30 protein-coding genes and 1 pseudogene are annotated in these 22,869 nt (G+C 47.5%); 19 read left to right on the top strand and 12 right to left on the bottom strand.

Annotation, left to right across the window (positions count from 1 at the left end; translation table 11 throughout):
• The first annotated feature begins 91 nt into the window (after nucleotides 1-91).
• Nucleotides 92-1,015: a DMT family transporter gene (locus U719_RS08975; RefSeq protein WP_023468445.1), complete on the top strand. Its 924-nt coding sequence runs from the start codon at nucleotides 92-94 to the stop codon at nucleotides 1,013-1,015.
• A gap of 53 nt (nucleotides 1,016-1,068) precedes the next feature.
• Here the strand turns inward: U719_RS08975 and U719_RS08970 are convergent, their stop codons facing one another.
• Together U719_RS08970 and U719_RS08965 are read right to left on the bottom strand one after the other, a co-directional pair.
• Entirely contained in the window at nucleotides 1,069-4,302 is a 3,234-nt protein-coding gene (locus U719_RS08970) for an FtsX-like permease family protein (RefSeq protein WP_023468444.1), read from the bottom strand.
• 70 nt (nucleotides 4,303-4,372) lie between these two features.
• On the bottom strand, nucleotides 4,373-4,960 hold the full coding sequence (locus tag U719_RS08965) for a hypothetical protein (RefSeq protein ID WP_023468443.1): 588 nt from the start codon (nucleotides 4,958-4,960) through the stop codon (nucleotides 4,373-4,375).
• A 166-nt stretch (nucleotides 4,961-5,126) separates the two neighbouring features.
• On the opposite strand from U719_RS08965, the gene U719_RS08960 reads away from it, so the two are divergent.
• The 3 genes from U719_RS08960 to U719_RS08950 are packed head-to-tail and all read left to right on the top strand — an operon-like array spanning nucleotide 5,127 to nucleotide 7,340.
• Nucleotides 5,127-6,110: a zinc-binding dehydrogenase gene (locus tag U719_RS08960; protein WP_023468442.1), complete on the top strand. Its 984-nt coding sequence runs from the start codon at nucleotides 5,127-5,129 to the stop codon at nucleotides 6,108-6,110.
• Nucleotides 6,103-6,633, top strand: a complete 531-nt coding sequence (locus U719_RS08955) for a nucleotidyltransferase family protein (protein ID WP_023468441.1) — start codon at nucleotides 6,103-6,105, stop codon at nucleotides 6,631-6,633. Before U719_RS08960 ends, U719_RS08955 begins: the two co-directional genes overlap by 8 nt.
• Nucleotides 6,634-6,692: 59 nt before the next feature.
• Entirely contained in the window at nucleotides 6,693-7,340 is a 648-nt protein-coding gene (locus U719_RS08950; protein ID WP_158408697.1) for a hypothetical protein, read from the top strand.
• A gap of 274 nt (nucleotides 7,341-7,614) precedes the next feature.
• Here the strand turns inward: U719_RS08950 and U719_RS08945 are convergent, their stop codons facing one another.
• Nucleotides 7,615-8,490, bottom strand: a complete 876-nt coding sequence (locus tag U719_RS08945) for an alpha/beta hydrolase (RefSeq protein ID WP_023468439.1) — start codon at nucleotides 8,488-8,490, stop codon at nucleotides 7,615-7,617.
• A 144-nt stretch (nucleotides 8,491-8,634) separates the two neighbouring features.
• Here U719_RS08945 and U719_RS08940 point away from each other — a divergent pair, with 144 nt between their 5' ends.
• A complete protein-coding gene (locus tag U719_RS08940; RefSeq protein ID WP_023468438.1) occupies nucleotides 8,635-9,249 on the top strand; it encodes a histidine phosphatase family protein in 615 nt (204 codons plus the stop codon).
• Between the two features lie 36 nt (nucleotides 9,250-9,285).
• Here the strand turns inward: U719_RS08940 and U719_RS08935 are convergent, their stop codons facing one another.
• The gene (locus U719_RS08935; protein WP_023468437.1) at nucleotides 9,286-9,864 is read right to left on the bottom strand and encodes a hypothetical protein; all 579 of its coding nucleotides are present in this window, start codon (nucleotides 9,862-9,864) and stop codon (nucleotides 9,286-9,288) included.
• Nucleotides 9,865-9,982: 118 nt separating this feature from the next.
• Between U719_RS08935 and U719_RS08930 the strand changes: the two genes are divergently transcribed.
• The 3 genes from U719_RS08930 (at nucleotide 9,983) to U719_RS08920 (ending at nucleotide 11,984) form a co-directional block, all read left to right on the top strand.
• Entirely contained in the window at nucleotides 9,983-11,263 is a 1,281-nt protein-coding gene (locus tag U719_RS08930; protein ID WP_023468436.1) for a right-handed parallel beta-helix repeat-containing protein, read from the top strand.
• 2 nt (nucleotides 11,264-11,265) lie between these two features.
• Entirely contained in the window at nucleotides 11,266-11,484 is a 219-nt protein-coding gene (locus tag U719_RS08925) for a hypothetical protein (RefSeq protein ID WP_023468435.1), read from the top strand.
• An 86-nt stretch (nucleotides 11,485-11,570) separates the two neighbouring features.
• Nucleotides 11,571-11,984 carry an SRPBCC family protein gene (locus U719_RS08920; RefSeq protein ID WP_023468434.1) on the top strand — a complete coding sequence of 138 codons (414 nt, stop codon included), beginning with the start codon at nucleotides 11,571-11,573 and terminating at the stop codon, nucleotides 11,982-11,984.
• A 78-nt stretch (nucleotides 11,985-12,062) separates the two neighbouring features.
• Here the strand turns inward: U719_RS08920 and U719_RS08915 are convergent, their stop codons facing one another.
• Nucleotides 12,063-12,767: an ABC transporter ATP-binding protein gene (locus U719_RS08915; protein ID WP_023468433.1), complete on the bottom strand. Its 705-nt coding sequence runs from the start codon at nucleotides 12,765-12,767 to the stop codon at nucleotides 12,063-12,065.
• 10 nt (nucleotides 12,768-12,777) lie between these two features.
• A complete protein-coding gene (locus U719_RS08910; protein ID WP_023468432.1) occupies nucleotides 12,778-13,485 on the bottom strand; it encodes a hypothetical protein in 708 nt (235 codons plus the stop codon).
• Between the two features lie 162 nt (nucleotides 13,486-13,647).
• Here U719_RS08910 and U719_RS08905 point away from each other — a divergent pair, with 162 nt between their 5' ends.
• Together U719_RS08905 and U719_RS08900 are read left to right on the top strand one after the other, a co-directional pair.
• On the top strand, nucleotides 13,648-14,310 hold the full coding sequence (locus U719_RS08905) for a Type 1 glutamine amidotransferase-like domain-containing protein (protein WP_023468431.1): 663 nt from the start codon (nucleotides 13,648-13,650) through the stop codon (nucleotides 14,308-14,310).
• Nucleotides 14,307-14,864: a histidine phosphatase family protein gene (locus tag U719_RS08900; protein WP_023468430.1), complete on the top strand. Its 558-nt coding sequence runs from the start codon at nucleotides 14,307-14,309 to the stop codon at nucleotides 14,862-14,864. The genes U719_RS08905 and U719_RS08900 overlap by 4 nt, the downstream gene beginning before the upstream one ends.
• A 5-nt stretch (nucleotides 14,865-14,869) precedes the next feature.
• Here the strand turns inward: U719_RS08900 and U719_RS08895 are convergent, their stop codons facing one another.
• On the bottom strand, nucleotides 14,870-15,142 hold the full coding sequence (locus U719_RS08895; protein ID WP_023468429.1) for a hypothetical protein: 273 nt from the start codon (nucleotides 15,140-15,142) through the stop codon (nucleotides 14,870-14,872).
• A 148-nt stretch (nucleotides 15,143-15,290) separates the two neighbouring features.
• Here U719_RS08895 and U719_RS08890 point away from each other — a divergent pair, with 148 nt between their 5' ends.
• Together U719_RS08890 and U719_RS08885 are read left to right on the top strand one after the other, a co-directional pair.
• Complete coding sequence (locus tag U719_RS08890) at nucleotides 15,291-15,827, top strand: PadR family transcriptional regulator (RefSeq protein ID WP_023468428.1); 537 nt, start codon at nucleotides 15,291-15,293, stop codon at nucleotides 15,825-15,827.
• A 1-nt stretch (nucleotide 15,828) separates the two neighbouring features.
• The gene (locus tag U719_RS08885) at nucleotides 15,829-16,293 is read left to right on the top strand and encodes a DUF4188 domain-containing protein (protein ID WP_023468427.1); all 465 of its coding nucleotides are present in this window, start codon (nucleotides 15,829-15,831) and stop codon (nucleotides 16,291-16,293) included.
• Nucleotides 16,294-16,328: 35 nt separating this feature from the next.
• Here the strand turns inward: U719_RS08885 and U719_RS16625 are convergent, their stop codons facing one another.
• Nucleotides 16,329-16,487: a DUF1272 domain-containing protein gene (locus U719_RS16625; protein ID WP_023468426.1), complete on the bottom strand. Its 159-nt coding sequence runs from the start codon at nucleotides 16,485-16,487 to the stop codon at nucleotides 16,329-16,331.
• A gap of 136 nt (nucleotides 16,488-16,623) precedes the next feature.
• Between U719_RS16625 and U719_RS08880 the strand changes: the two genes are divergently transcribed.
• From U719_RS08880 to U719_RS08870, 3 genes and pseudogenes are all read left to right on the top strand, one after another.
• Entirely contained in the window at nucleotides 16,624-17,049 is a 426-nt protein-coding gene (locus tag U719_RS08880) for an Lrp/AsnC family transcriptional regulator (RefSeq protein ID WP_023468425.1), read from the top strand.
• A pseudogene (locus tag U719_RS17035) lies at nucleotides 17,046-17,804 on the top strand (aminoglycoside phosphotransferase family protein). Before U719_RS08880 ends, U719_RS17035 begins: the two are co-directional and overlap by 4 nt.
• Before the next feature lie 25 nt (nucleotides 17,805-17,829).
• A complete protein-coding gene (locus U719_RS08870; RefSeq protein ID WP_023468424.1) occupies nucleotides 17,830-18,462 on the top strand; it encodes a Type 1 glutamine amidotransferase-like domain-containing protein in 633 nt (210 codons plus the stop codon).
• On the opposite strand, the gene U719_RS08865 is transcribed toward U719_RS08870, so the two are convergent.
• A complete protein-coding gene (locus U719_RS08865; protein ID WP_023468423.1) occupies nucleotides 18,455-18,913 on the bottom strand; it encodes a VOC family protein in 459 nt (152 codons plus the stop codon). The two genes, U719_RS08870 and U719_RS08865, sit on opposite strands and share 8 nt — an antisense overlap.
• Nucleotides 18,910-19,281 (bottom strand): helix-turn-helix domain-containing protein, encoded by a 372-nt coding sequence (locus tag U719_RS08860; protein ID WP_023468422.1) that lies wholly within the window; start codon nucleotides 19,279-19,281, stop codon nucleotides 18,910-18,912. Before U719_RS08860 ends, U719_RS08865 begins: the two co-directional genes overlap by 4 nt.
• Before the next feature lie 119 nt (nucleotides 19,282-19,400).
• Here U719_RS08860 and U719_RS08855 point away from each other — a divergent pair, with 119 nt between their 5' ends.
• The 4 genes from U719_RS08855 to U719_RS08840 all read left to right on the top strand — a co-directional run bounded on the left by U719_RS08855 (nucleotide 19,401) and on the right by U719_RS08840 (nucleotide 22,351).
• Nucleotides 19,401-20,081, top strand: coding sequence for an NAD(P)H-dependent oxidoreductase (locus tag U719_RS08855; RefSeq protein WP_023468421.1), 681 nt, complete (start codon nucleotides 19,401-19,403; stop codon nucleotides 20,079-20,081).
• A gap of 195 nt (nucleotides 20,082-20,276) precedes the next feature.
• Nucleotides 20,277-20,711, top strand: a complete 435-nt coding sequence (locus tag U719_RS08850) for a MarR family winged helix-turn-helix transcriptional regulator (protein ID WP_023468420.1) — start codon at nucleotides 20,277-20,279, stop codon at nucleotides 20,709-20,711.
• A gap of 59 nt (nucleotides 20,712-20,770) precedes the next feature.
• Nucleotides 20,771-21,754: a ring-cleaving dioxygenase gene (locus tag U719_RS08845; protein ID WP_023468419.1), complete on the top strand. Its 984-nt coding sequence runs from the start codon at nucleotides 20,771-20,773 to the stop codon at nucleotides 21,752-21,754.
• 54 nt (nucleotides 21,755-21,808) lie between these two features.
• Complete coding sequence (locus U719_RS08840; RefSeq protein ID WP_023468418.1) at nucleotides 21,809-22,351, top strand: NADPH-dependent FMN reductase; 543 nt, start codon at nucleotides 21,809-21,811, stop codon at nucleotides 22,349-22,351.
• Between the two features lie 57 nt (nucleotides 22,352-22,408).
• On the opposite strand, the gene U719_RS08835 is transcribed toward U719_RS08840, so the two are convergent.
• Nucleotides 22,409-22,618 carry a hypothetical protein gene (locus U719_RS08835; protein ID WP_023468417.1) on the bottom strand — a complete coding sequence of 70 codons (210 nt, stop codon included), beginning with the start codon at nucleotides 22,616-22,618 and terminating at the stop codon, nucleotides 22,409-22,411.
• Nucleotides 22,619-22,693: 75 nt separating this feature from the next.
• Nucleotides 22,694-22,864: a hypothetical protein gene (locus U719_RS16845; RefSeq protein ID WP_023468416.1), complete on the bottom strand. Its 171-nt coding sequence runs from the start codon at nucleotides 22,862-22,864 to the stop codon at nucleotides 22,694-22,696.
• Nucleotides 22,865-22,869: the final 5 nt, after the last annotated feature.

Raw genomic sequence — 22,869 nt, 5'->3', positions numbered from 1 at the left:
CGATGAACCGGCTCCTTTTTGAGCATTCCGGTCGCTTCAGCGTGTTCGACTGCCGTATGATGAAGGGGCACATGAAGAAGGAGGTCCTCGTATGCTTGCAATCATTATTGGATTTATCATCGGTCTGCTCGTACCGGTTCAAACGAGTGTCAATACACGGCTACGGGGCGTCGTGGGATCGCCGTTCCTCGCTTCGCTAATTTCCTTTTCGATCGGCTCACTCTTCTTACTGATTCTGGTGTTGGTCGTCGATGGGAATCTCACAGGTCTTACAGCTACTGCCGATGAACCGCTCTGGATTTGGGGTGGGGGACTGCTTGGCGTCATCTATTTGACTGGGAACATCTTGCTGTTTCCGCGACTCGGTGGTGTCCAAACGGTCATCATGCCGATTTTCGGTCAAGTCATCATGGGACTGTTGATCGATCATTTTGGATTGTTTGAAGCGAACGTCACGACACTTTCACTGACACGGGTCATCGGTGCAGTGCTTGTGTTACTCGGTGTCGTCGGGACGGTCGCGCTCGGTGACTATTTCGCACGACGGCGGAAGCAACAGGTGGCATCATCAGAAAACTCGGTGCTTGTCTGGCGTCTGCTCGGGATTCTGACCGGTATGATGAGTGCTGCCCAGACGGCGATCAATGGTCATCTCGGAAGTGTTCTCGGGTCAGCCGTCAAAGGCGCCTTGATTTCATTCGTCATCGGTACGATCACCTTGTTATTGCTGAATCTGATCCTCCGAACTAAGTGGCACATCGATCGGTCGCAACCCTTACCTGCTTGGATTTGGATCGGGGGATTGATTGGTGCATTGTTCGTTGCCGGTAATGCCTTCATCGTTCCGCTCGTTGGTACAGGACTCGCTGTCGTCATTGTCACGATCGGTCTTCTGACCGGCAGCCTATTGATTGACCGTTTCGGCTGGTTCGGTGCAAAGAAACAACCGGTCACAGGTGTGCAGATCGTCAGTCTACTTGTCATGCTTAGCGGTATTGTGTTGATACGCATTTAAAAACAGCTCGTTCGAACGTATGGTGGCATACGTTGAGAACGAGCTGTCTTCGGTCATTTCTTTAAATCAATTTTAACGGTAATCGTCTTTGCGAAAATATCCCCTGAGACGAACATGACGAATTCTGTCTCATCTGCAGGTACTTGATAGACAAGGTTCACATGTGACCGACCCGGTGCAACATACTTCATACCCTGTTTCCATGTTTTTTCGTTTTTGTTTTCATAATCAATCGGTTCATAGACACCACTGACTCCCGTCACTTGGAAACGATTCGGGAAATAGTAACTTTCTTCCCCAGCATCTCGATAGTAGAGATCTTGATAAAACGTCGGAACCGTGATGTACTGATACCCCTCTTTCTCTTTTAGTTTCAGGGAAGCAGGCGGTTGCTTCAACAATTTTCCGATCCAGAAACTTGTATCTTTAACAGCCGGATCTCCTGGGAACGTCTTAATCGTTCCTTTTGCCATCGTCTCTTCGATGACACCGGATGATTCTTTTTTCGTCGTCTCGAGCTGTCGCTTTGCACCCGTAAGACCATCGGAAATTTTGCTTCCCGTCGTGATGACTTTTGGAGCTTTCGCAACAGACGTCTGTTTGGCAGGTTGTTCATTCGTTGCAAACAGGAAGAGGGAAAGGACACCGACGAATAACACGGCTCCGATAGATGAGAGAGCAAGTTTAAAGCGTCGTTCGGTTTCTTTTGAGTTAGCATTGACGCTGCTGATTGCAGCATTCGGAACGATACGGACAGCGCGCTGTGCTGGTAAAATTGCACCGATGATCCCTGTCAACAGTGGAATTAGAATCGTTGCAGACAAGAAACCGAGTTCCGTCGTCGGGAATTGGCGGTATACTTGCCAAATCATCACTAGCGCAAAGAGAAGTCCGACGATTCCAGCTAGTAACCCTGTCAGCAAACCTTCTAATAAGACGAGGCGTCGAATCAACCCGTCTTGCCACCCTGTCGCTTTTAAGACAGCGAGTTGACTGCGACGTTCATTGACGTTTTGCCAAAGAATTTCCGTCGTCGTCAAGATGGCGATCAATAGGGCAACACCCATCGCGACATAATGCATCGTGCCGACTTCTAAGGCGACATATTCACCAAGCCACGTCGCATAGAGCACCCCTTTTAAGCGGAATGTCACGAAGAGGAAGAAGATGAACAGACTCGTCGGCAAGGCGATGGCGATAATCGAAAGGATTGTTCGTTGCCAGTACGTAAAGAGTTGGTTCATGCTCATACCAAGAATCGATTGTGACCGAACGAATCGTCGCGAACGTGAGACTTCACCGGATCGCATGCTCTCATATGGTTTGATTCTACGAATCAATGCCATCGGAACGAGCGTCCCACCCCAGTAAATGAGTAGACCAGCAAGACCGATTAACAGAATTCGTCCTAAAGCGATCGGATGATCAGTCGTTAACCAAAACGTACCGAGAATCGACCAAGCGATTAACGCTACGAGAGATCCGAGTAGCGTCGCTTCAAGGAACAGCAACTTCGAGAGTTGACGCGGACGCCAGCCGAGAGACAATAGAATCGCGAATTCCTTTTTGCGTGCATAGAGTAGAATGATATTTGAACTAAAGACATAGACGAGCGCAACCGCGATGACGCTAGCGATGACGCCAGACATACCGACCTTCGCCTCTTGGAAAATCGTCATTGAAGAACCGAGTTTGATCCACGGTTGTTGGACCCAACCGAGGGCCGATTGTTTTTCAAGTCCTGGTAAGTACGTCAAAGCGAGCTGCGGAGAGGAACCAAGTGTGATGTCCGTGATCAGACCAGTCTTCTCCTCAATTTCGTTCGCGACGTCTTGGAGCTTTTGCTCACTCGCTCCATTCATCTGATCGACGCCTTTGACATTGACGCGAATGACAGAGATTGCTTTTTCGCCGCGAATCTTGAAGGCGGCATCAAGCGTCGTCAACATCGAAGGGGGTTTCGTCAGGAAGTCATACGGATCATTCGTCGGTTTGACATCCTTGACGGGGTTAACCGGACGATCATTTTTATCCATGACCCATTGCGCCTTTGCAGGGAAATACGTTTCCATCGGTAGTTCCGTCAAGGGATCCTTCGATATATTCAATTTCTTCGGATTGAAGACTCCGATGTAGTTTAAGCGAACTCTTGGCCAATCATCACTCGTCTTCCCAAACATGCGTGCTTCCCGGTACATCGTCCGTTTCGCAAGTAACGAATCCGGATCGACTTTCTTCGGTTCAACTTGGTAACTGAACGGCCAGCGCGACGCAAAGGGGCTAGAGATAGACTGATAACTAATCGGTGACGGCTTTAGGATCAGCCATTCGGAATTTCCTGACGGCAGCTCAGGAAACGAGTCCGTCATGATCTGTTTTAGCAGTGTTTTTTGAACGTCCTGCGTTGTGACTGAATACGTCTTTGCAGGATCGTCAGTCGTCTGTAGCATATTTAGAAACTTTGCACCACCACGCTTCGTAACATCTTGAATCGTCTCTTGTATCGAGTCATTAATAAGCGGGAGGTCTATTTTCTCATACGTATACGTCCGTGACGCATCGACATATTCCCGTTCGCTCATCAAAATAGGCATCTCAACCGTTCCGAGTTCAGGATCGACGACGTTTGCTTTGTCTTGTTTGTCAAAGTAGCGACTATGTTTTCCGCTGATCGTCGCGTTATCTAGTCCGATCAAGCGGGCTTCTGCTTCGGGATCAATTCCGGCAACCATCGTCGCACTTCCGAATTCTAATAACGGATCTTCACCCAGAACAGCAGGTGAGACGCCGGAACGTGTTGCATTTTCATCTGGTGTCCATCCGGCAGCGAGATAATTAACGGTAGAGTACTTTTCGACGTTCAAGCCGGTATTCTGTTTATCGGTGATCGTCAACTTATAGACACCGTAATCGTCAAACCGATGCGTACCAACAGGTGCATTTGTAGAGTGGTTTCCAATCATCGCAATCGGAGCTGCGACTTCGACGTCCGAGATATCTTGGATCGTCTTATATTGCTTCATCGTGATTCCACCATCTAGACTACTCATATAGTTCGGTTCGAGTAGTTTGAGGTCTTCCGTCACGCTTCGGCTATTTGGGGGACGCACGACGATATCGTAGGAAGACTTCCAACGTTTTTGCAGTTCGTCGACGACTGTTCCGTTATTTGCTTGTGTCGTCCCGATCAAATAACTCAAACCGGTACTGACGACGAGAACGCCGACGAGTAATAAAATGAATCGTTCCTTGTTGCGCCACCACGAATTCCAGATGAAACGTAGCATGATACCATACATCCTTTCTCATCGTATTCTTATGTAAAAAACGCTTGCACATTCATGCAAGCGCAATGGATCACAGTTCGATTTTAATCGTATGCGTTTTCGGGAATGCATCGGAAGCAGCGAATAAGACGAACGTCTTCGCTTCTTCTGGTACTTGATAGACTAAATCGATTTGAGCGCGATGTGGAGAATAATATTGATGACTGTTCTTCCACGCCTTCGGATTATGATTGACGTAATCGACGACGTCGTACTCGTGTCCTTTGCCATCATTGAGAACGAATAAGTTTGGTTTATAGACACTGTAAGCTCCGAAATTATCGGACGTGTCATGCATGACGAGCGGAATCGTGACATAACGATAACCTGGTTTATCTTTCAGGTTTAATTCTTTTGGAGGAGAGGAAAGAAGTGCCTCGGCACGGAATGTCTTCGCTTTTAGTTTAGGATCACCCGGATATGTCTTGACGAGTCCCTGTTTCATCAACTCGTCAATGTTTAAGATGCGATTCTCCTGCGTCTCGTTTACACCAGCTAATTTTGTTTGTGATGAGACATTGATAGGTTTCTCCTGATGGGATGACCAATACCAACCGCCACCACCGATCAGGGCAAGAGAAGTAATTACTAGGGGAATCGCTTTACGAGCTTGTGGCATAAAAACACTCCTTTTCGATAGAATAGTCAGAATATTTATATAAAATATACTATTTACAAGGAATGGAAACAAGCTAAATGGAGAAAATAGTGTAAAAATAAGGAAACGGTTACCCGATTGATAAAATAAGGTAAAATAACCTTAGTGAAGTGAAAGGGGAAGAATTATGAGAGCAGTCATTCAAAAACAATACGGTGATGTAAACGTGCTACAGATGGATGATGTCGTGATGCCGATTCGACAATCTGGAGAAGTCTTAATTCGTGCGGTATGGACCGGAGTCAATTTCACGGATATCAAACAACGACGTGGTGGCAAGGCGACTGGAACCTTTCCATTTGTTCTCGGAGTGGATGTGTCAGGTATCGTCGTCGATGCGGATCCATCTTCCGCGATCAAAGTAGGGGATCGAGTCATGGCATTTGTATTAGATGGATCATATAAGGAAGTAGTCCGTGCCGACGAACGGTTAGTTTACAGTTTACCTGAAACGATTTCATTACGTGATGCTGCTGCAGGAATGTTGACTTCGATTTTAAGCGAGATATTGTTGACGCAGATCGCACAAGTGAAACTGAAGGATACAATCGTCATCCACAGTGCCGCTGGAGGTGTCGGATCGATGTTGATTCAATTGGCGCGATTAAAAGGAATGACACGATTGATTGCTACTGTTGGACATGCTGATAAAATACCTTATGTTCATGCACTTGGTATTCAGAATGTCTTTACATATAATGATTTTTCTGAAAAAGTGAAGGAATTGACGGTCGATAAGGGAGCGGATGTTATCTTTGACTCTGTCGCGGGTTACGTGACACGAAAAAGTCTTGACTGTCTCGCGTATTACGGAACACTCGTACAATTCGGTAATAGTAGTGGAGAAGCGGGTGAACTCTCGACGACAGACGTTCATGCGAGTTGCCGGACGATTCGTGGATTTAGTCTTGGCACGACACGTCAACTGGATCCAGAACGTATTCGAACTGCTGCATCCTATGTCTTGACGTTGTTTGAAGAAAATAAATTGAAGATGCCAATGATTCATGAGTTCCCATTAGAGGAAGTGCAAAAAGCGCATCGGTTGATGGAATCTCGACAGTATCAAGGAAAAATCGTCCTACGAATCGGAGGAGACGAGATTGAGTGAAGAAGAGATTAATCAACGACTACGAGACAATCTTGAGTTACAAGAGATGTTAACGCTAGTGGCAACATTAGAATTACCTGATTGGTGGATGTGCGCGGGATATGTCCGCTCTATCGTATGGGAGGAGAATCGATATGAACGACCGGATATCGATATCGTTTATTTCGATCCTATCGATCTTTCGGAGGTAACGGAAAAGCGTCATGAAGGGCAGCTAAGACGCTTGTCGGATATACCGTGGTCCGTTAAAAATCAAGCGCGCATGCATCTGATCAATGGATTACCACCATATAAGTCCGCGAAGGATGCGATTTTACAGTTCCCCGAGACCGTCACGTCGATCGGAGTGACGAAACGACCAGACTTCGAATTGTATCTTCCTTATGGTGCGAACGATTTCGCTGATCGCATCATTCGACCGACGCCACTTTTTCAAATCGGTACCGCGCGTCATTCGATTTTTCAGCGACGTGTGATCGAAAAAGGATGGCAAGACGACCCAGGTCTACATATATGTACATGAAATAAGAGGGAGATTAAACGATCAAACGAATCAAACCTAAAAAACAGATCACTCTTTTCATGTTAGGACTCCTTTTTCTCAGCGGGTGCGCACCGGAAAATAATGTTGAGGTGAAAGAAAAGATTCACGTTGATGGTACGAGTTTGTTCAACAGTGGCTCTTATCCGACTGCTGTAGAGACGGCCGAACATCAGTTTAAATATGACTTGAGTGACAAGTCCACCTATACGTTAAAGCAAGACGATTTCCGAGTGGACGCGCGATTCGGTGACTATAATTTACTGCTAGCAAGCGTAATCGATGGACGATACGATTCGCTGATGATTTATGAAAAGAAGTCGAACTGGATGTTACGCAGTTCGATGGATCTCATTCGAGATCAATCCACGAAAGGCGAGTCGATCGAAGGGAGTCTAGCGTGGGAAGGAAACAAGAAAAAAATGACGACGCAACTTGTAACGAATCGTCATTATACGGTAATGGAGACACGACTGAAAAGTGAGCAGATTCCGGCACGATTTGGAAAACGGCTACGTACCATCAACGGATTGAAGGTACACGTTCAAAAGCAAGGGAAACAGCTCAATCTTGCCTACCAAAATAGAACAGACGTGATGTGGATCGTCAGTGATCGACCGGAAGAGACAACCATGCGGTTGATTCAGCGATCACCAGAAAGTCCGATTGACTCGCTTCTCACTGAGTAAACAATTAAGCAGACTGAATAGACAAAGAGGCTGACTCCAAAAAAGAACGACGCGTCTGTTCACGCCCTTCCCTCAGGCGAGACACAAGGAGCTTTTCTGCCTTATTCAAGCAAGAAAGCAGATCTTATTTGTCTCTGACAGCGCAAAGAGGCGTATTTTCCTGTAGGAGTTGCGTGAAACGCGTCATTCTTTTTGTTACGAGGTAAGGGTGGCAGATCATCATTCTGCCACCATTACCTTTATGGAAACGGATTTTTGAGTCAGCCTCTTATACTTACGAACGATAGACGGACTTGAGGTAATCCGCGATACGGTGCCAAGCCTGAAACGCCACGTCTAAGTCACCGTGGTGTGTAAAGGCATGAGCTTGACCAGCGAATTCCTGGTGCTCAACAACGACACCTGCCGCCTGAAGGCGATTTGCATACTGCCGTGCCTCCTGCGCCAGCGAGTCGTGCTCCGCTGTCAGGACGAGAGTCTGTGGTAACGCATCGAGTTGAGCCGCATAGAGTGGCGAAGCGAGGTGATGATACGCGTCTTCCGCACGAGCGATGTACATCGCATTGAACTGCCGTGCCTGTTCAGCGGGGATCGCTTCCTCAAAGAATGGTTTATCCGCGGGATCCGTCGCGAGATCAAGCGGAGGGTAGTCTAGAATTTGAGCGATGAGCGGCACAGGATCTGTCTGATCAGCGTTCCATAACGATACGGCAGTCGCGAGATTGCCACCGGCACTATGCCCTCCGATTGCGATGCGTGAAGAATCGAGGCGTAGCGTATCAGCATGTTGGAAAATCCACTGAACGACTTCATAGGCGACGTGGACCGGAACAGGAAATGGATGTTCCGGCGCTAACGGATACTCAATATTGAGAACATGACAGTTGGCGGTCTCAGCGAGAAACAGATTCCATGGTTCATCCATCTCTGGCGTTCCGGTGATGAAACCACCACCATGGAAACTGATGAATCCAGGTAATGGTTCTACTGCATCAATCGGTGAGTGACGCAACACTCGAACATCTCCGACTGAAGTCGGCACGTGTAGCGTAGTCGTGGTCGCTTGCGGTGGATGCGGAGGTGTGACTTGAGGACGTTCCTCATCTGAGCGGATTTGTTTGGCAAGGTCAATCATCTCTTGGCGATTCATCGAATTCCTCCTTTAGGTCTATCTTCATCATACCGAACGGATTGGTGAATTGCTCTTCTGGATTCGTTTTCTCTAGTCGTAGGAAAAAGCAGCCAGAGTTTGATACACTTTTGAAAGAAATTAGAAATCGAAAGGATGGAACAGATGCCAACACTTTACATTACGCGTCATGGCGAGACGGAATGGAACTTAGAAAAACGAATGCAAGGCTGGGAAGACTCTCCTCTGACAGCAAAGGGCAGACAAAATGCGCGGGACCTTGGTCACCGCTTACGTGAAATTCATCTGGATCACCTCTATATCAGCCCGATTGGTCGCGTCCGAGAAACAGTTCGAATGATGGATCTCGATCCAGCGATTCCGGTCACCATCGACGATCGATTACGTGAAATGCACATGGGAACCTGGGAAGGACGGACGGCGGCGGAAATTGAAGTCGCGCATCCGCTTGCTCATGCTGCATTTTGGCAAACGCCGCATACGTACATACCGGAGAGTGGAGAATCCTTTGACGCGGTCCGCGAGCGCATCCTATCGTTTTTGGAACGACTGGCAGATCATGAAGAAGACGAAAACATCTTAATCGTCACCCACGGCATCTTCCTTAACATCTTGCTGACATATCTTCAACGTAAGCCGTTCGCGACCTTATGGGATCCGCCGTTCATTCATGGAACGAGTTTGACGATCGTCGAATACAGGGATGGGGAAGCCGTGATTCGATTAGAAGCTGACATGTCGCATGTCATAGCGGACTAAAAAAACGGCGGAATTTTTCTCGGTCCGCCGTTCTCCTTATCGTGATTTCGCCAAATAGATCAAAATCGCGCCTTCTTGTTTTCTGACCTTTAGGTGAGGAGAGGATAACGTGTCGATTGAGCGACCGATGATCGATTCTCCTGTCGTATAGCGTTTGAGGAGTAAGGGATAGAACGAAGCATTCGTCTGTTTTTGATCATTGAATTGACCGCTGTCAGTCTGGACGTTTTGAGGTAAGGTATAGGCCGTTTTCGTCTCAGGAATACCATTCTTCGCATCAAGCGAATAGGTGAAGGCATGCGAATCGTTGAGTAGGTTCAAATCATACGTCAACTGGAACGGCGTGCGATCATATGTACCGGCAGGAATCGATTTGTCGATCAGCACCTCTGATGGTTCTGTATCGTCAAATTGAATCGCTTTGAGCTGGAGGGGGCGATCGAGTGTACCAGTTAAGAAAAATGTCTGCTGTTGCTGCGACTCGTCCTTCGCGGTAGAAGGTGTGATCGAAAAGGAAGACTTCTTGATCTTGACGGTTTCTTTTGGAAGGACGGTTGCTTCCGTTGTGCAACCAGCAAGCAAGAAGGGAAGGGTGAATAAAAGCGCATATTTCATGACGTGTTCCTCTTTTCCATAGTCATAGTGAATCGGGATAAAATTAAAATATTCAAAAAAATTAGAAATGATACCTAGATTATACCAACAATGTTCTCGCTAAATAAAGGAGGAAATCATGAAAGGCAAATGGTTATTAGCAACCGTCCTGCTCGTCGGTTGTGCCTCGACGGGTGAAGAGGCCGAATCGACGGCAAAATCGTTATACGTCGCACCGAACGGCAGTGATAAAAATACCGGTACGTTGAAACAGCCGTTTAAAACGATTCGACAGGCGACACAAAAAGCGACTGCGGGTACGACGGTTTACTTGCGAAAGGGAACGTATCACGAGACGCTGAACGTCAGACAAAGTGGAACGAAACAACATCCAATCGTCTTTCGGAATTATAAACAAGAACGAGTCGTCTTAAATGGGGAAAACATTAAAGATCGGGATGCAACTTTACCGATCGTTCAGGTAAAAAATCGAAAATATGTGACAATCCAAGGACTGACGATCGAAGCCGTTCAGTCGAAACGAACGGACGCGACACCGATCGGCATTTTGGTCACAGGATCAGGATCCCACATCACGTTGAAGGATAATACGGTTCGCGACATCAAGACGCTCGCGAGGGACGGGAATGCACACGGCATCGCTGTCTACGGAACGGGAGCGATTCGTCACCTGTCGATCACCGGTAACCGAGTCGAACAAAATCGTCTTGGTTTCAGCGAAGCCCTCGTCTTAAACGGAAACGTCAAACATTTCCACGTGACGAAGAACGTCGTACGGGATAACGACAACATCGGCATTGATTTGATTGGACATGAAGGGATTGCTCGATCGAAGAAAGACGACTACGTCCGTGAGGGCGTCGTGTCAGAAAATCGTGTTTACCGGACGTCAAGCTACGGCAATCCTGCTTACGGGAAGGAATACAGCGCAGCCGGTATCTATGTCGATGGTGGGAAAAATTTGACGATCGAGAAGAATCTCGTCGAAGCGAGTGATATCGGAATTGAGGTGACGAGTGAACATGCCGGACGGTACGCAGAAGATGTCATCGTCCGCCAGAATGATGTACGGCAAAATGTTTACACCGGGATTTCAATCGGTGGGTATGATACGAAGCGAGGTGGTACAAAACGCGTCCGGATCGAGCAAAATCAGCTGATCGGGAATGATACGAAAAGGCTCGAGGGTGGTCAATTGCTCGTCCAGCATGATGTCCATGACAACAAAATCATCGGGAACACATTCGACGGTTCGTTAAGTGTCGCCCACTACTTCAAAACGAGTTCTGGCAACCAGTTTGAAAAAAATACGTTCAAGCATACGAAACGTTTCATGTGGCGCGACGCCTCCTATAAAACGGAACAAAGCTTCTTGAAAGCGGTCCGAAAGGTGGAATGAGAATGAAGTTATCGGAACGACTCCTCGCTTACTGGATCCGGATTCCGAGACGCTGGCGGCTTGCAGCGTTGACCGCCTGTATGCTAACGATCTGGACAGTGGAAGGCGTTCGGTTTTTAACCAGTCCGGCGTTACGCCTGCCGACCGTTACCGATGCGATCATCTGTCTCGTTCCGGCGATTCTATTGTTCATGGTATGGAAAACAAAGCGTTCAAATTAACACTTGAATTAATCGAAAATAACAAGGAATTCATTTAGTCGTCCTCGAAATAGGGAGGGAACTTCAATTAGTAAGGAGGAAGAAAGATGACGAAACTAACGATTCAAGCCGTGATTGACCGTCCGATCGAGACCGTGTGGGAGATTTGGAACGCACCGGAAGACATCAAACGCTGGAACGCAGCGTCTGACGATTGGCATACGACAGCGTCAACGAATGATTTGACGGTCGGTGGTCAATTCACGAATCGAATGGAAGCAAAAGACGGTAGCATGGGATTTGATTTCACGGGTACATACGAGACAATCGTTCCTTACGAACGCATTGCGTATGTCCTCGAGGATGGTCGTCAGGTGACGATCGACTTCTCTCGGAACGGGGAACAGACCGAAGTCATCGAATCGTTTGATGCCGAAACGATGAACCCGTCTGAGATGCAACAAGCGGGCTGGCAGGCGATCCTTGATCGGTTCAAGGCGTATGCGGAGTCGAAAAAATAAACATGCAATAAAAACCGTTCAGGATACTTGTGTTCCACTTAGGAAATACGAGTATCCTGAACGGTTTTTTAGAATCCATTAACCTGCTAATTCCAACATTTGAACGAACGCGACGTCCGGATCCGTCGTCTCGAATCGGTTCAACCAATCCTTGAAGTCGCCTTCGTACAAAATACGACCTTGATGGAGGAAGATGACGTGGGCATCGGTATGTAATAGATCGTGTAATTGATGCGTCGAGAAGAGGCACGTTTGACCGTTAGCTGTCATCTGCTCGAAGCGTCGCATGATATGAAGGCGTGTTGCCGGATCGACCCCGCTCGTTGGCTCGTCAAAGATGTAGAGCGAACGTGGTACTGTCGTCAACAGGGTCACGAACAACCATTTCTTTTCGCCAGCGGACATCTTACCGATTTTCATTTCCCACAGATGAGCGAATAGATCGAGCTCTCGTGGCTGTTTCAGGTGACGTGTATAGGTTTCTTGTTTGCGATATGCTTTCAAACGGGCGAGCCGACCGACGAAGACAGCGACATCCTTGCCCTTTAATTCATCAGAGTAATAGATGAATTGCGTCAAATAGAGAATGTCCGAAATATCGGGTAAGTCCAGTTCTCCGGACGTGATCGGTAAAGCACCGGTCATGCAATCAAACAGTGTCGTTTTCCCGGCACCGTTCATCCCGATCAAGACGTTCAGTTTCCCGGGAACAAGCGAAAAGGAGACATCGTGTAACAGATCAGGTGATTTCGGATAGTTGAAGCGAACGTGTTGAACGTGCATCTGAATCCTCCTATCGGGTCAGTAATGACATGAGATTAAAGCGTTTGACAGAGAATAGACCAAGTAACAGATAAACGACGAGTACGACGGTCAAGATAAGTAACGATGCTCCCGTAACGTGCTCAGAGACGGCGAGACCGAGTGTTTTCATGACATAAAAAGGATTCAAGTAACTGTACCAACGATCCGGTTGGTTACTTGCGAACAAGAACAGGGGATACATGACGATGTTGATCAATGTCGACATACTCGAAATCTTTGCTGGAAGCATCGTCAAGGCGATACTTGCAAAAGCAAGCGGGATGCTGAGCAACAAGACGAGATAAGCGAGTAACAACGTCAAAGGTGAGAAGAAGCCGAATACAAGCATCAGGATCGTCGTAAAGACCGACAAACTAACGGCTGCAAACACGAGCTGAACGAGTACGAGTGCGAGAATACAACCAATCTTACTACCGGAAATCATGATATACGTCTTCATCAAACCATGCTCCCGCATCCGGGCAAGTTGGAGACCGATGCCATTCACGTAAATCGAGAGCAAGATATAGCCCCAAAAGAGCGCGAGGAATGAGAGGAAACTGTTCTCGGTGAAGTCGAGGCGTGACCCGAAGACAAAGGCGAGAATCAACGGGAAAATCAACGACCAAAAGACCGGAATCTTATCCGTCAGCATGATTCTTAAGTAGAGTGTAAAGTAGCTAGGAATCGAATACATATGTGCCTCCCGTTCACAAAAATTGGTCAAAATATGAGCCTGTATGTTTTGATACGAAAGAAAATGGAGAAAAGTTCCTGATGAAGTAAGTTGTTAATAAAAGTAAGAATACCAGAAACACACAAATATTGTAAATTGAAGCAAAGGACAGGAGGTACGATGATGGACTATTTATTAACGTCCGGTGGGATACAAAATCCATCGATTCATAAAGCGTTACGTGAGATGCTTGGAAAACCGATTGAAGAATGCCATGCCATCGCGATCACGACAGCTTCCTACGCATTTGGCAGAGGAACGGACCTCGCTGTCAACTTCATTCAAGGAAAAGATGAGGCACCGATGGTGGATTTAGGATGGAAGTCAGTCGGTCTGTTGGAATTATCAGCGGTCTCGGTAATTGATCCAACTATTTGGCAACCAGCGGTCGAACAAGCGGATGTCATTCTCGTTAATGGTGGTGATCCACTCTTTCTACATCACTGGTTCGTCGAATCGGGCTTCGATCGACTATTACCGCAACTGACCGGTGTTTATGTCGGGATGAGCGCCGGTAGCATGGTGCTTACGCCACGAATCGGAACAGATTTCGTTGGGTGGAAAAAGACGCCGGAACAATCGGACGCAACATTAGGTCTCGTTGATTTTTCAATCTTCCCGCATCTCGATCATCCGCAGTTACCAGACAATCGTTTACAAGCTGCCAAGTCTTGGGCTGAGACATTAACGAATCCGGCGTACGCAATCGATGACGCGACAGCGATCCGTGTCATCGGTTCGAACGTAGACGTGATTTCTGAAGGAACGTGGGTCCAGTTGCGATGAGGACGATCTATTTCATTCGCCATTGCGAATCAATCAAAACAGGTAGTGATCGAGGACGAGGATTAAGGGATGCAGGTCAAGAACAAGCACAGGAACTAGTGGCGTTCTTTGAAGTGATACCGATTGACGCCATCTATTCGAGTCCGATGCAACGAGCGATGGACTCCGTTCGCCCACTTGCTGAGCAACGAGGTTTGCCGATCTACGAGGCAGCGTTTCAGGAACGGCGTTTTCAGGAAACAGACGAACGTTTATCGCCTGAACGGCTAGAAGAACTGTTGAAGCGATCATTCCAAAATGACGATTACACGCAAAGTGGTGGAGAGTCGAATCAAATAGCACGTAATCGTGCTCTAACAGCCATCGATCAGCTACGTAAAACCCATCCGCACCACCGAGTGGTCGTCGCGACGCATGGTCTCGTGTTGGCGTTAGTGCTCGAACACTACACTGGACGACCGGCAAATGAATGGCTGGGCGCGATGGGGAGTCCAGCAATCCATCAGCTGACATTCGATGCAGGCAGGAAAACGTCTCATGAACAACTATTGTAAAATGATTAAATCTGTCCGCTGAAGATGAAACCGAGAAAGAGCAGTAATAACACACCAAGCGGAACGGCACAGGCGAGACTGACGTATTTGAGGATTCCCAATTCGCGTCGTTTGATGGCGACGATCCCAAGTCCGATTCCAAACAGATAAATGACAAGTCCGATTGGTATCGTAAGCATCGAGTTCGGTCCGAACGACCAGTTGAGCGGTGGGAAAATCATAGAGGCGATGAGCAGACCGAGCAAACTAAAGAAGAGAGAAGCTTTAGCGTATGTCATATGTGAACTCCTTTTTAATTAAGTATGTAAACAAGAATTCGAATTTAAAACGAGAATTCCTGCTTCATCCAGTAAATTTCCTGTTTGGCATTTGAATGAACGGGAACTATATCTAAAAGATAGTATCTTTTAGATATAGGAGGGACCGATGCCAAAAGAAAACATGACCCGTTATGCGATTCTCGGACTTCTTGCAAGCGGATGTACGTCTGGTTATGAGATGAAACATACGATCGATACGAGCTTGAATCACTTTTGGAAAATCAGCTTCGGACAAGTCTATCCAACGCTGAAACGGTTAGAGGCGGAAGGGTTGATCGTTGAAGAGGTCACGGATGGGGAACGGAAACAATTCGCCCTGACGAAAAACGGGCATGCGGAGCTCGCACGGTGGGTCGCTGAACCGTCCGTCGAACTGCCGGTGCAACGGAACGACCTATTGTTGAAGCTGTACTTCGCTCGACATGCTTCAAAAGAGGTCACCTTGCAGAAAATTCAGGAGCACGCGCGATTGCTCGAAGAACGGCTTGAGACGTATCAAGCGATCGATGCGATGATTCGTTCTTATCCGGACTCGAATGATGCCGTCTATTGGTTATTGACGCTTGATTATGGCATTCGGAAAACACGAGCTTTACTCGATTGGTGTGACGCTTCCCTTGAGACCCTTGAAGGAGGAAATTGACATGAAACGGATCATTGCGACTCCGAACAAAGACGTCGTCGTGTTCATCATCGGTTTACGAATCAATCGCTTGCGTTCCGTCCGGCAATGGTTGCCGACGGTCCAGGCGATGGGACCGATGCTACAAGAATGTTATGAAAACGATGTCGGTCTGATTTCGCATGAGTCACTTGTCGGTTGGCGTTCCGTGACGTTGATTCAGTATTGGCGTTCGATGGAAGAATTGATGGCATATGCCCATGGTTCCCGTCATTTGACGGCGTGGAAACGATTCAATCAGAAGGCACGGACATCAGAAGCGGTCGGGATCTTCCATGAGACGTTCGAAGTCAGCAATTATGAGTCGATGTATGTCAATCTTCCAACACGAGGTCTAGCGAAAGCACTCGGGGAGTCGGCGATCAAGCCGCATCAAGAACAAGCAAAAGGGCGCTTAGCCGAGCGGCAATCACAAGAGACGATCTAAATAGACAAAAGACGGGTGCCGAGGCATCCGTCTTTTTAAGTCGCGAATGGTGTGACGGGTTCGAGCATCTCCCCGCAGTTTTGGCAAATATGATCGAGCGTTTTCGTACACGGTTCGCAAAATGTACAAGCGTGCGAGCATTGATAGACTGTCGTTTCAATCGTCTCTTGGCACCGGACACAGGTTGGTTCCATAAGTATCACCTCCTGTTAGTAGTATAAGAAATACTCCTCGATGAACACAGGAGGAGAATAAAGTAAAAGGCTATATTTTCCTTTGATTCCATGTTAATTTGAAGAAAGTGGTTTTAATTCGAAGGGAAGATGAAAAATGGACCAAATTGATCAACAGATTGTCCGGATTCTGCAAGACGATGCCCGGATTCCATGGTCGGAACTCGGACGTCAGATCGGATTATCGGCACCTGCCGTCATCGAACGGGTCCGAAAAATGGAGGACGCGGGAATCATCGAAGGGTTCCGTGCTGTCATTAATCCAGAAGCACTCGCGCAAGGGTTACTCGCGATTGTCATGTTCGAAGAGACACGTTGCGCAGGTTTGATTGAATTTTGTAAAGGACATCCAGAAGTCGTCGAGTGTCACCGCTTGACCGGTAGCTATAATTTCATGGTCAAGTTGCAAACCGCGTCCGTTACAACACTGGAGCGTTTCCTCGATGACGCATCGGTCTACGGCAAACCGTCGACCTGGATTCGACTGTCGACGCCAGTGCCGTTCACGGGATATACGGTATGACGGAAGCGACACGTGTACGGATTGAACAACTGACGGGAGATATCGAGCACGTCGAAAAGCTTTGTGAGCAAGGGGGAACTTCGATTGTGTATCGGATTGAAGCAAAGAAAGGGAGTTACTTACTAAAGACTGCTACGAAAGCGAGATACCAAGGATGGCTCGCAGAAGAAGCAATTGTCTTAGACGAATGGATGCAACGAGAACCAGGGTTCCTACCTGAGTACGTTGGTTTTTTTAAGATGGAACAGCAAAGCCATCTCTTGATGCAGTGGCGAGACGGGATGACGTTGACGACAGCCTTAAGACAGGCGACAAGCGAGCAACGGATTCAGCTGTGGCAATCGTTCGGAAGGTATCTTTTCCAGTTTCATCAACGCATGACAGGGGGAACGTCACAGGAGTGGTTAACGGAACGACTTATGACAGCGGAACGTTATGTCGCATCTGCTTGGACGTCCGGCACGATGGATTTACTGAAATGATTAAAGTCCTCCTGTCCGGAGCCGATAACTGCCAGTTGGATTCATGGAGACTGTACGACGGACAATCTGTTAATCGCGACGGACGGAACGCTGTCGTTCATTGATGTCGGGGCGATGAGACCGGGCGATCGGCGGTATGATATCGCTCTTGCGATCAGTCCAATCATCGATGATCCGCGAGCCCTTGATGCCTTTTACGAAGGCTACCGTCTTGAGCGACTGACTAAACGAGAATTTGATTATTACGAACACGGACTGTATTCCTTTTTCTAAAAAGTCGCTACAGAGGAGAAAAAAGATGAACCTCATGCTAATCGGAGGCGGTCAACTGGTTGCTCCGTCTCACCAATTCATCAATCGACATGTCGTTCAACTGACGAAACACGCGCCACATATCGTCTTCCTGCCGACGGCAAGTCGAGATGAATCGTTATACCAATACCAATTTCGAGATACATATGAAGCACTTGGAGCGATCATCTCGGTCGTCACGCTGTTTGACGACGAACAATCCATGGCGACGCAACGACGATTAATAGAACGTGCCGACATTCTTTATGTCGGGGGTGGCAATTACCCGTTACTCGTTCAGACGCTTGCTCTAAAAGGTATGGATGTATTGCTTGAACAAGCCGTTAAGCGTGGAACATGGTACGTCGGTGTCAGCGCTGGAGCAATCTATGCGATGGAATACGGAATCCGTACGAGTGAGGACGGAACGGACTATAGCCTGGATACGGGGCAAGGCTGGCTGAGCGGTTGTCTCTGTCCGCACTTGAACCAGGAAAAACGGGCAACCCGATTTCAGGAACACCTGCCTCAAATGGATCATGCCATCGGATTACCTAACGATACGGCGTATATTCTTTCTGGGACCGATTACTATCGATTAGGCGAAGGACACGCGTTGTATGGATGTTACATTAAGTGAACGTTAGCGTCTCGAACTCTAAGAGTGACATCTTCTTCGATAGTCGTTTCAGATTCGGTAAGTGACAGATGAATTCAAGACTATTGCCATCCGGATCATTGAAATGCAGTTTGGCATGGGCGTAATCCGTATGTGTCATCACGAAGGGCTCATCTGGTCCAAATCCAAATGCAGCGCGTGGTTCGATTTGACGCTCGCGCAACCAATTCGGAGCATTCCGTAAAAAGTCGATATCGACAGTTAAAGCGATGTGTCGGATGGAAGGATGATACGGTGTGTTCGCATGCTCGCTAAGCCAAAGTCCAAGCCAACTTTTTCCAGGTTCAATCCATAAGAATGCGATTCGATCGTCAACGGTATGATCAAAGGTTAATCCGAGTGATTCGTAAAATACAATCGATCGATGTAAATCAGTTACCGGTAGATGCGCTTCATATAGTGAGAACGTCATCGAACGAGTTCTCCTGTAGCACGATGTTCGAGCACGCTAGACATGTGTTCGGTCGCCCATTGTTTCATCATCAGGACGAGTGGACGAAGGGTCTCACCGAGTGGGGTAAGCGAATACTCGACCCGAGGTGGCACTTCTGCGTATGTCACACGTTGGATCAGCCCATCGTACTCGAGTTCTCGTAATTGTAAGGTCAAGATACGCGGACTAATGGATTCGGAGGTCTTCAATAGTTCTGAAAAGCGAAGCGGACCGTCAAGCAATTGATAGATCAGGATGGCTTTCCATTTTCCACCGATCACTTCAACCGTCGCTGCCGTCGCGCAAGAATAGGTATTCAGAAAGACACAACTGTCTTCGATTGGCATGTGGATCGTCTCCTTTAGTTACATGATTGATAGTATGTCACTTCAAAGTGCGTACTTGTCGCTTGTTAGGAAGCGGCATACACTTCAGATGTCACTATCATACGAAATGAGGCTAGAACATGTTAACTAAAACGACTACCGATTTACGAAAACAACAGATTCTCGAGGCATTCGCCTTCCGTCACGCGACAAAACGATTTGCGGACAAACAGATTCCGGAAGATGATTTTGCTTTCATTCTCGAAACGGGACGTCTTTCACCGTCATCGTTTGGCTACGAACCGTGGCGTTTTCTTATCATTCAAGATGAGTCACTTCGTGCGCGTCTTGCACCGTTTGCGTGGGGCGCTACCGGACAACTCGAGACAGCGAGCCACTTCGTCATCCTCTTGGCTCGAAATGAACAGGACATGCATTTTGACGCGCCTTACATCAACCATATGATGCAAGATGTGATCGGATTAACGCCTGAAGCACAGAAAGGTCGTCATTCATTTTATCGGCAGTTCCAGGAAGCCGACTTCGATCTTGTGTCATCCAAGCGCGCCATGCGGGATTGGTCGGCAAAACAAACATACATTGCGCTCGGTAACATGATGACCAGTGCGGCACAGATCGGGATTGATTCGTGCCCGATGGAAGGATTCGACCAAAAAGCCGTCGAACAGCTGTTACGTGATGAAGGACACCTGACGGATAATCTGAATGTCGCCGTCATGGTCGCGTTCGGTTACCGAAATGCAGCACCGGCGCATGCGCAAACGCGTCAAGCCATCGCTGATCTCGTTGATTGGGTCTAACATTCAAGCTATTTTAAAAACCATGTGATTCATCCCATCTGAGCCGAAATTTTTCTTCGGCTCAGTTTTTTTTAGTTTGTTACGCATCAAGTTTATATAAATAGTAGCCAAAACAGTTGACGAACAAAAATCAGGATGGTATATTTATCTCGAATTAAAGATATATGAATTAAAGATACAAAAGAGGTGAACGAAATGACACGACCGAATCCGAACTTGAAAGCATTGACGGTCATGGTGCGCGCAGTCGATGCGTTACATGAAGTCATCAAGAAGGATGTTGCGCAATGGGGGTTGAACCCGACGGATTTTTCGGTTCTTGAGTTGCTGTTTCACAGGGGCAGGCAACCGATTCAATTGATTGGGAAAAAAGTCTTGATCACGAGCAGTAGCATCACCTATGTCATCGATAAGCTCGAAAAGAAGAATTACGTTGTCCGAAAAGCATGTCCAGAGGATCGGCGTGTGACATTTGCGGAACTGACCTCTGAAGGGCAACAATTGATGGAAACGATTTTTCCGGAGCACGAGCAAGCAATCAATCAAGTATTTCAAGGAATAGCCCCGTCAGACCTCGAAGCATTCATCGAGACAGCCAAAACGATCGGCTATCAAGCAAAAAAACAATAAAAATTTTTTAGACTGATATCTCGAATTCGAGATAATAACCATTAAAGGAGCGATTTTTCATGAATGAACTAAAAGGAATCCACCACGTGACAGCGATTACGAGCAGTGCTGAAAAAAACTATGACTTCTTTACGAACGTCTTAGGAATGCGATTGGTCAAGAAGACCGTCAATCAAGATGACATTCAAACGTACCATTTATTCTTCGCCGATGATAAAGGATCTGCCGGCACGGATATGACGTTCTTTGATTTCCCTGGTATTCAAAAAGGGTCACACGGAACGAATGAAATCTTTAAGACAGCGTTCCGTGTTCCGACGAATGCCGCACTCGAATACTGGATTAAACGCTTTGACAAATACGACGTCAAGCACCGTGGTATCAAAGAACAATTCGGCAAGCAGACGCTCTCGTTCGTCGATTTCGATGAGCAACAATACATGTTGATCTCTGACGAGCATAATCAAGGTGTCGCTTCCGGCACACCGTGGCAAAACGGTCCGGTACCCCTCGAGTTCGCGATCACGGGACTCGGTCCAATTCACATCCGGATCGCGGAATTCGACAATTTAAAAGCGGTACTTGAACAAGCGATGTTGATGCGCGAAGTCGATCAAGCGGGTTCCCTGCACTTGTTCGAGATGGGTGAAGGCGGAAATGGTGCCCAAGTCATCGTTGAGCATAACGTCGTTCTACCAAGCGGACGTCAAGGATTCGGAACGGTGCACCACGTCGCCTTCCGCGTTGAAGATACGGCTGCCTTACAAGAATGGATCGAGCGGATGCAACAGCTACGCTTCAACACGTCCGGTTACGTCGATCGCTTTTTCTTCGAATCGCTCTACGCTCGTGTCGCGCGCGGTGTTTTGTTCGAATGGGCAACAGATGGTCCTGGTTTCATGGGTGATGAGCCATACGAAACGGTCGGGGAGAAATTGTCGTTACCACCGTTCCTCGAGCCACAACGGGCACAGATCGAACAAATGGTCCGTCCGATCGATACGGTCCGGAGTACGCGCAAGATCGAAAAAGAATACCTATAAGAGAACATTACGATAACGTAACTAACCGCATCTAAACAAGAGGAGGAAATGAAAATGGAGAAATTAAACATTGGTATCATCTTAGGATCCACACGTGAAGGACGCCTCAGCCCACAAGTCGGGAACTGGGTCAAACAACTCGCGGATCAACGGGGGGATGCGAACTATACGATTCTTGATATCGCCGACTACAAATTACCGCTCCTAGGTGAAAAGGACGGGGATGCGTCTGGTGCTGCTGATTGGTCGAAGGATGTCGCGGCACAAGACGGATTCGTCTTCATCGTCCAGGAATACAACCACTCAATCGCAGCGTCACTCAAGAATGCGCTCGATTATTTACGAGTCGAATGGAACAATAAAGCGGCAGGGATCGTCTCTTACGGTTCCGTCGGTGGAGCGCGGGCAGCAGAACACCTGCGCGGTATCCTCGGTGAATTATTGATTGCTGATGTCCGGGTGCATCCGGCGTTATCCTTGTTCACGGATTTCGAGAACGGATCGGTCTTAAAAGCGGCAGCCGTTCAAGAAACATCGGTCAACCAAATGCTCGATCAAGTCATTCCGTGGGCAACGGCGTTAAAAACAATCCGCTAATTAGTTACTATAAAAACCCCTCATTTCATCTCGAAATGAGGGGTTTTTGGATGGCTGTTACGTACAACACGACGTGACGCGGCGCAGATCCTTTTCTTGAATGTAAAGCGTGTGTTGGCGGACTTTATAAGGAATGTCAGCCGCTTGAAGACGTTCGAGATAGTGACCCGTTGGAGCGACCGTCCATTTTACATACGACGTCGCAGCATTCGGTGATGCGAGACAGGTGAGCAATAAAAGTGGAAGAATCCATTTTCGAAGTTTCAAGCGTATACCCCCTTCATTATTTCAAATACTGTATTGATGATTTTATTGTTTAAATCAAAAACTAAAAATCACGACTCACGTCAACAAAAAATAACTGACCATCAAGCCGACCAACAGACCACTAAAAGCAAGTCGATAGACGGGTGAACGATGGGTTCCTTTATTTCGTTTGACTTGATAGACGATGAAATAGGTCACACTGGTCACCATGACGAGGATCGCCAGTGTACTGAGTAAAGTAGACATCAGCA

This window comes from Exiguobacterium sp. MH3 (assembly GCF_000496635.1).
GTDB classification, from domain to species: domain Bacteria; phylum Bacillota; class Bacilli; order Exiguobacteriales; family Exiguobacteriaceae; genus Exiguobacterium_A; species Exiguobacterium_A indicum.
The sequence above is the reverse complement of the archived record's forward strand: the minus strand, read 5'-3'. Positions and strand labels throughout refer to the sequence as shown.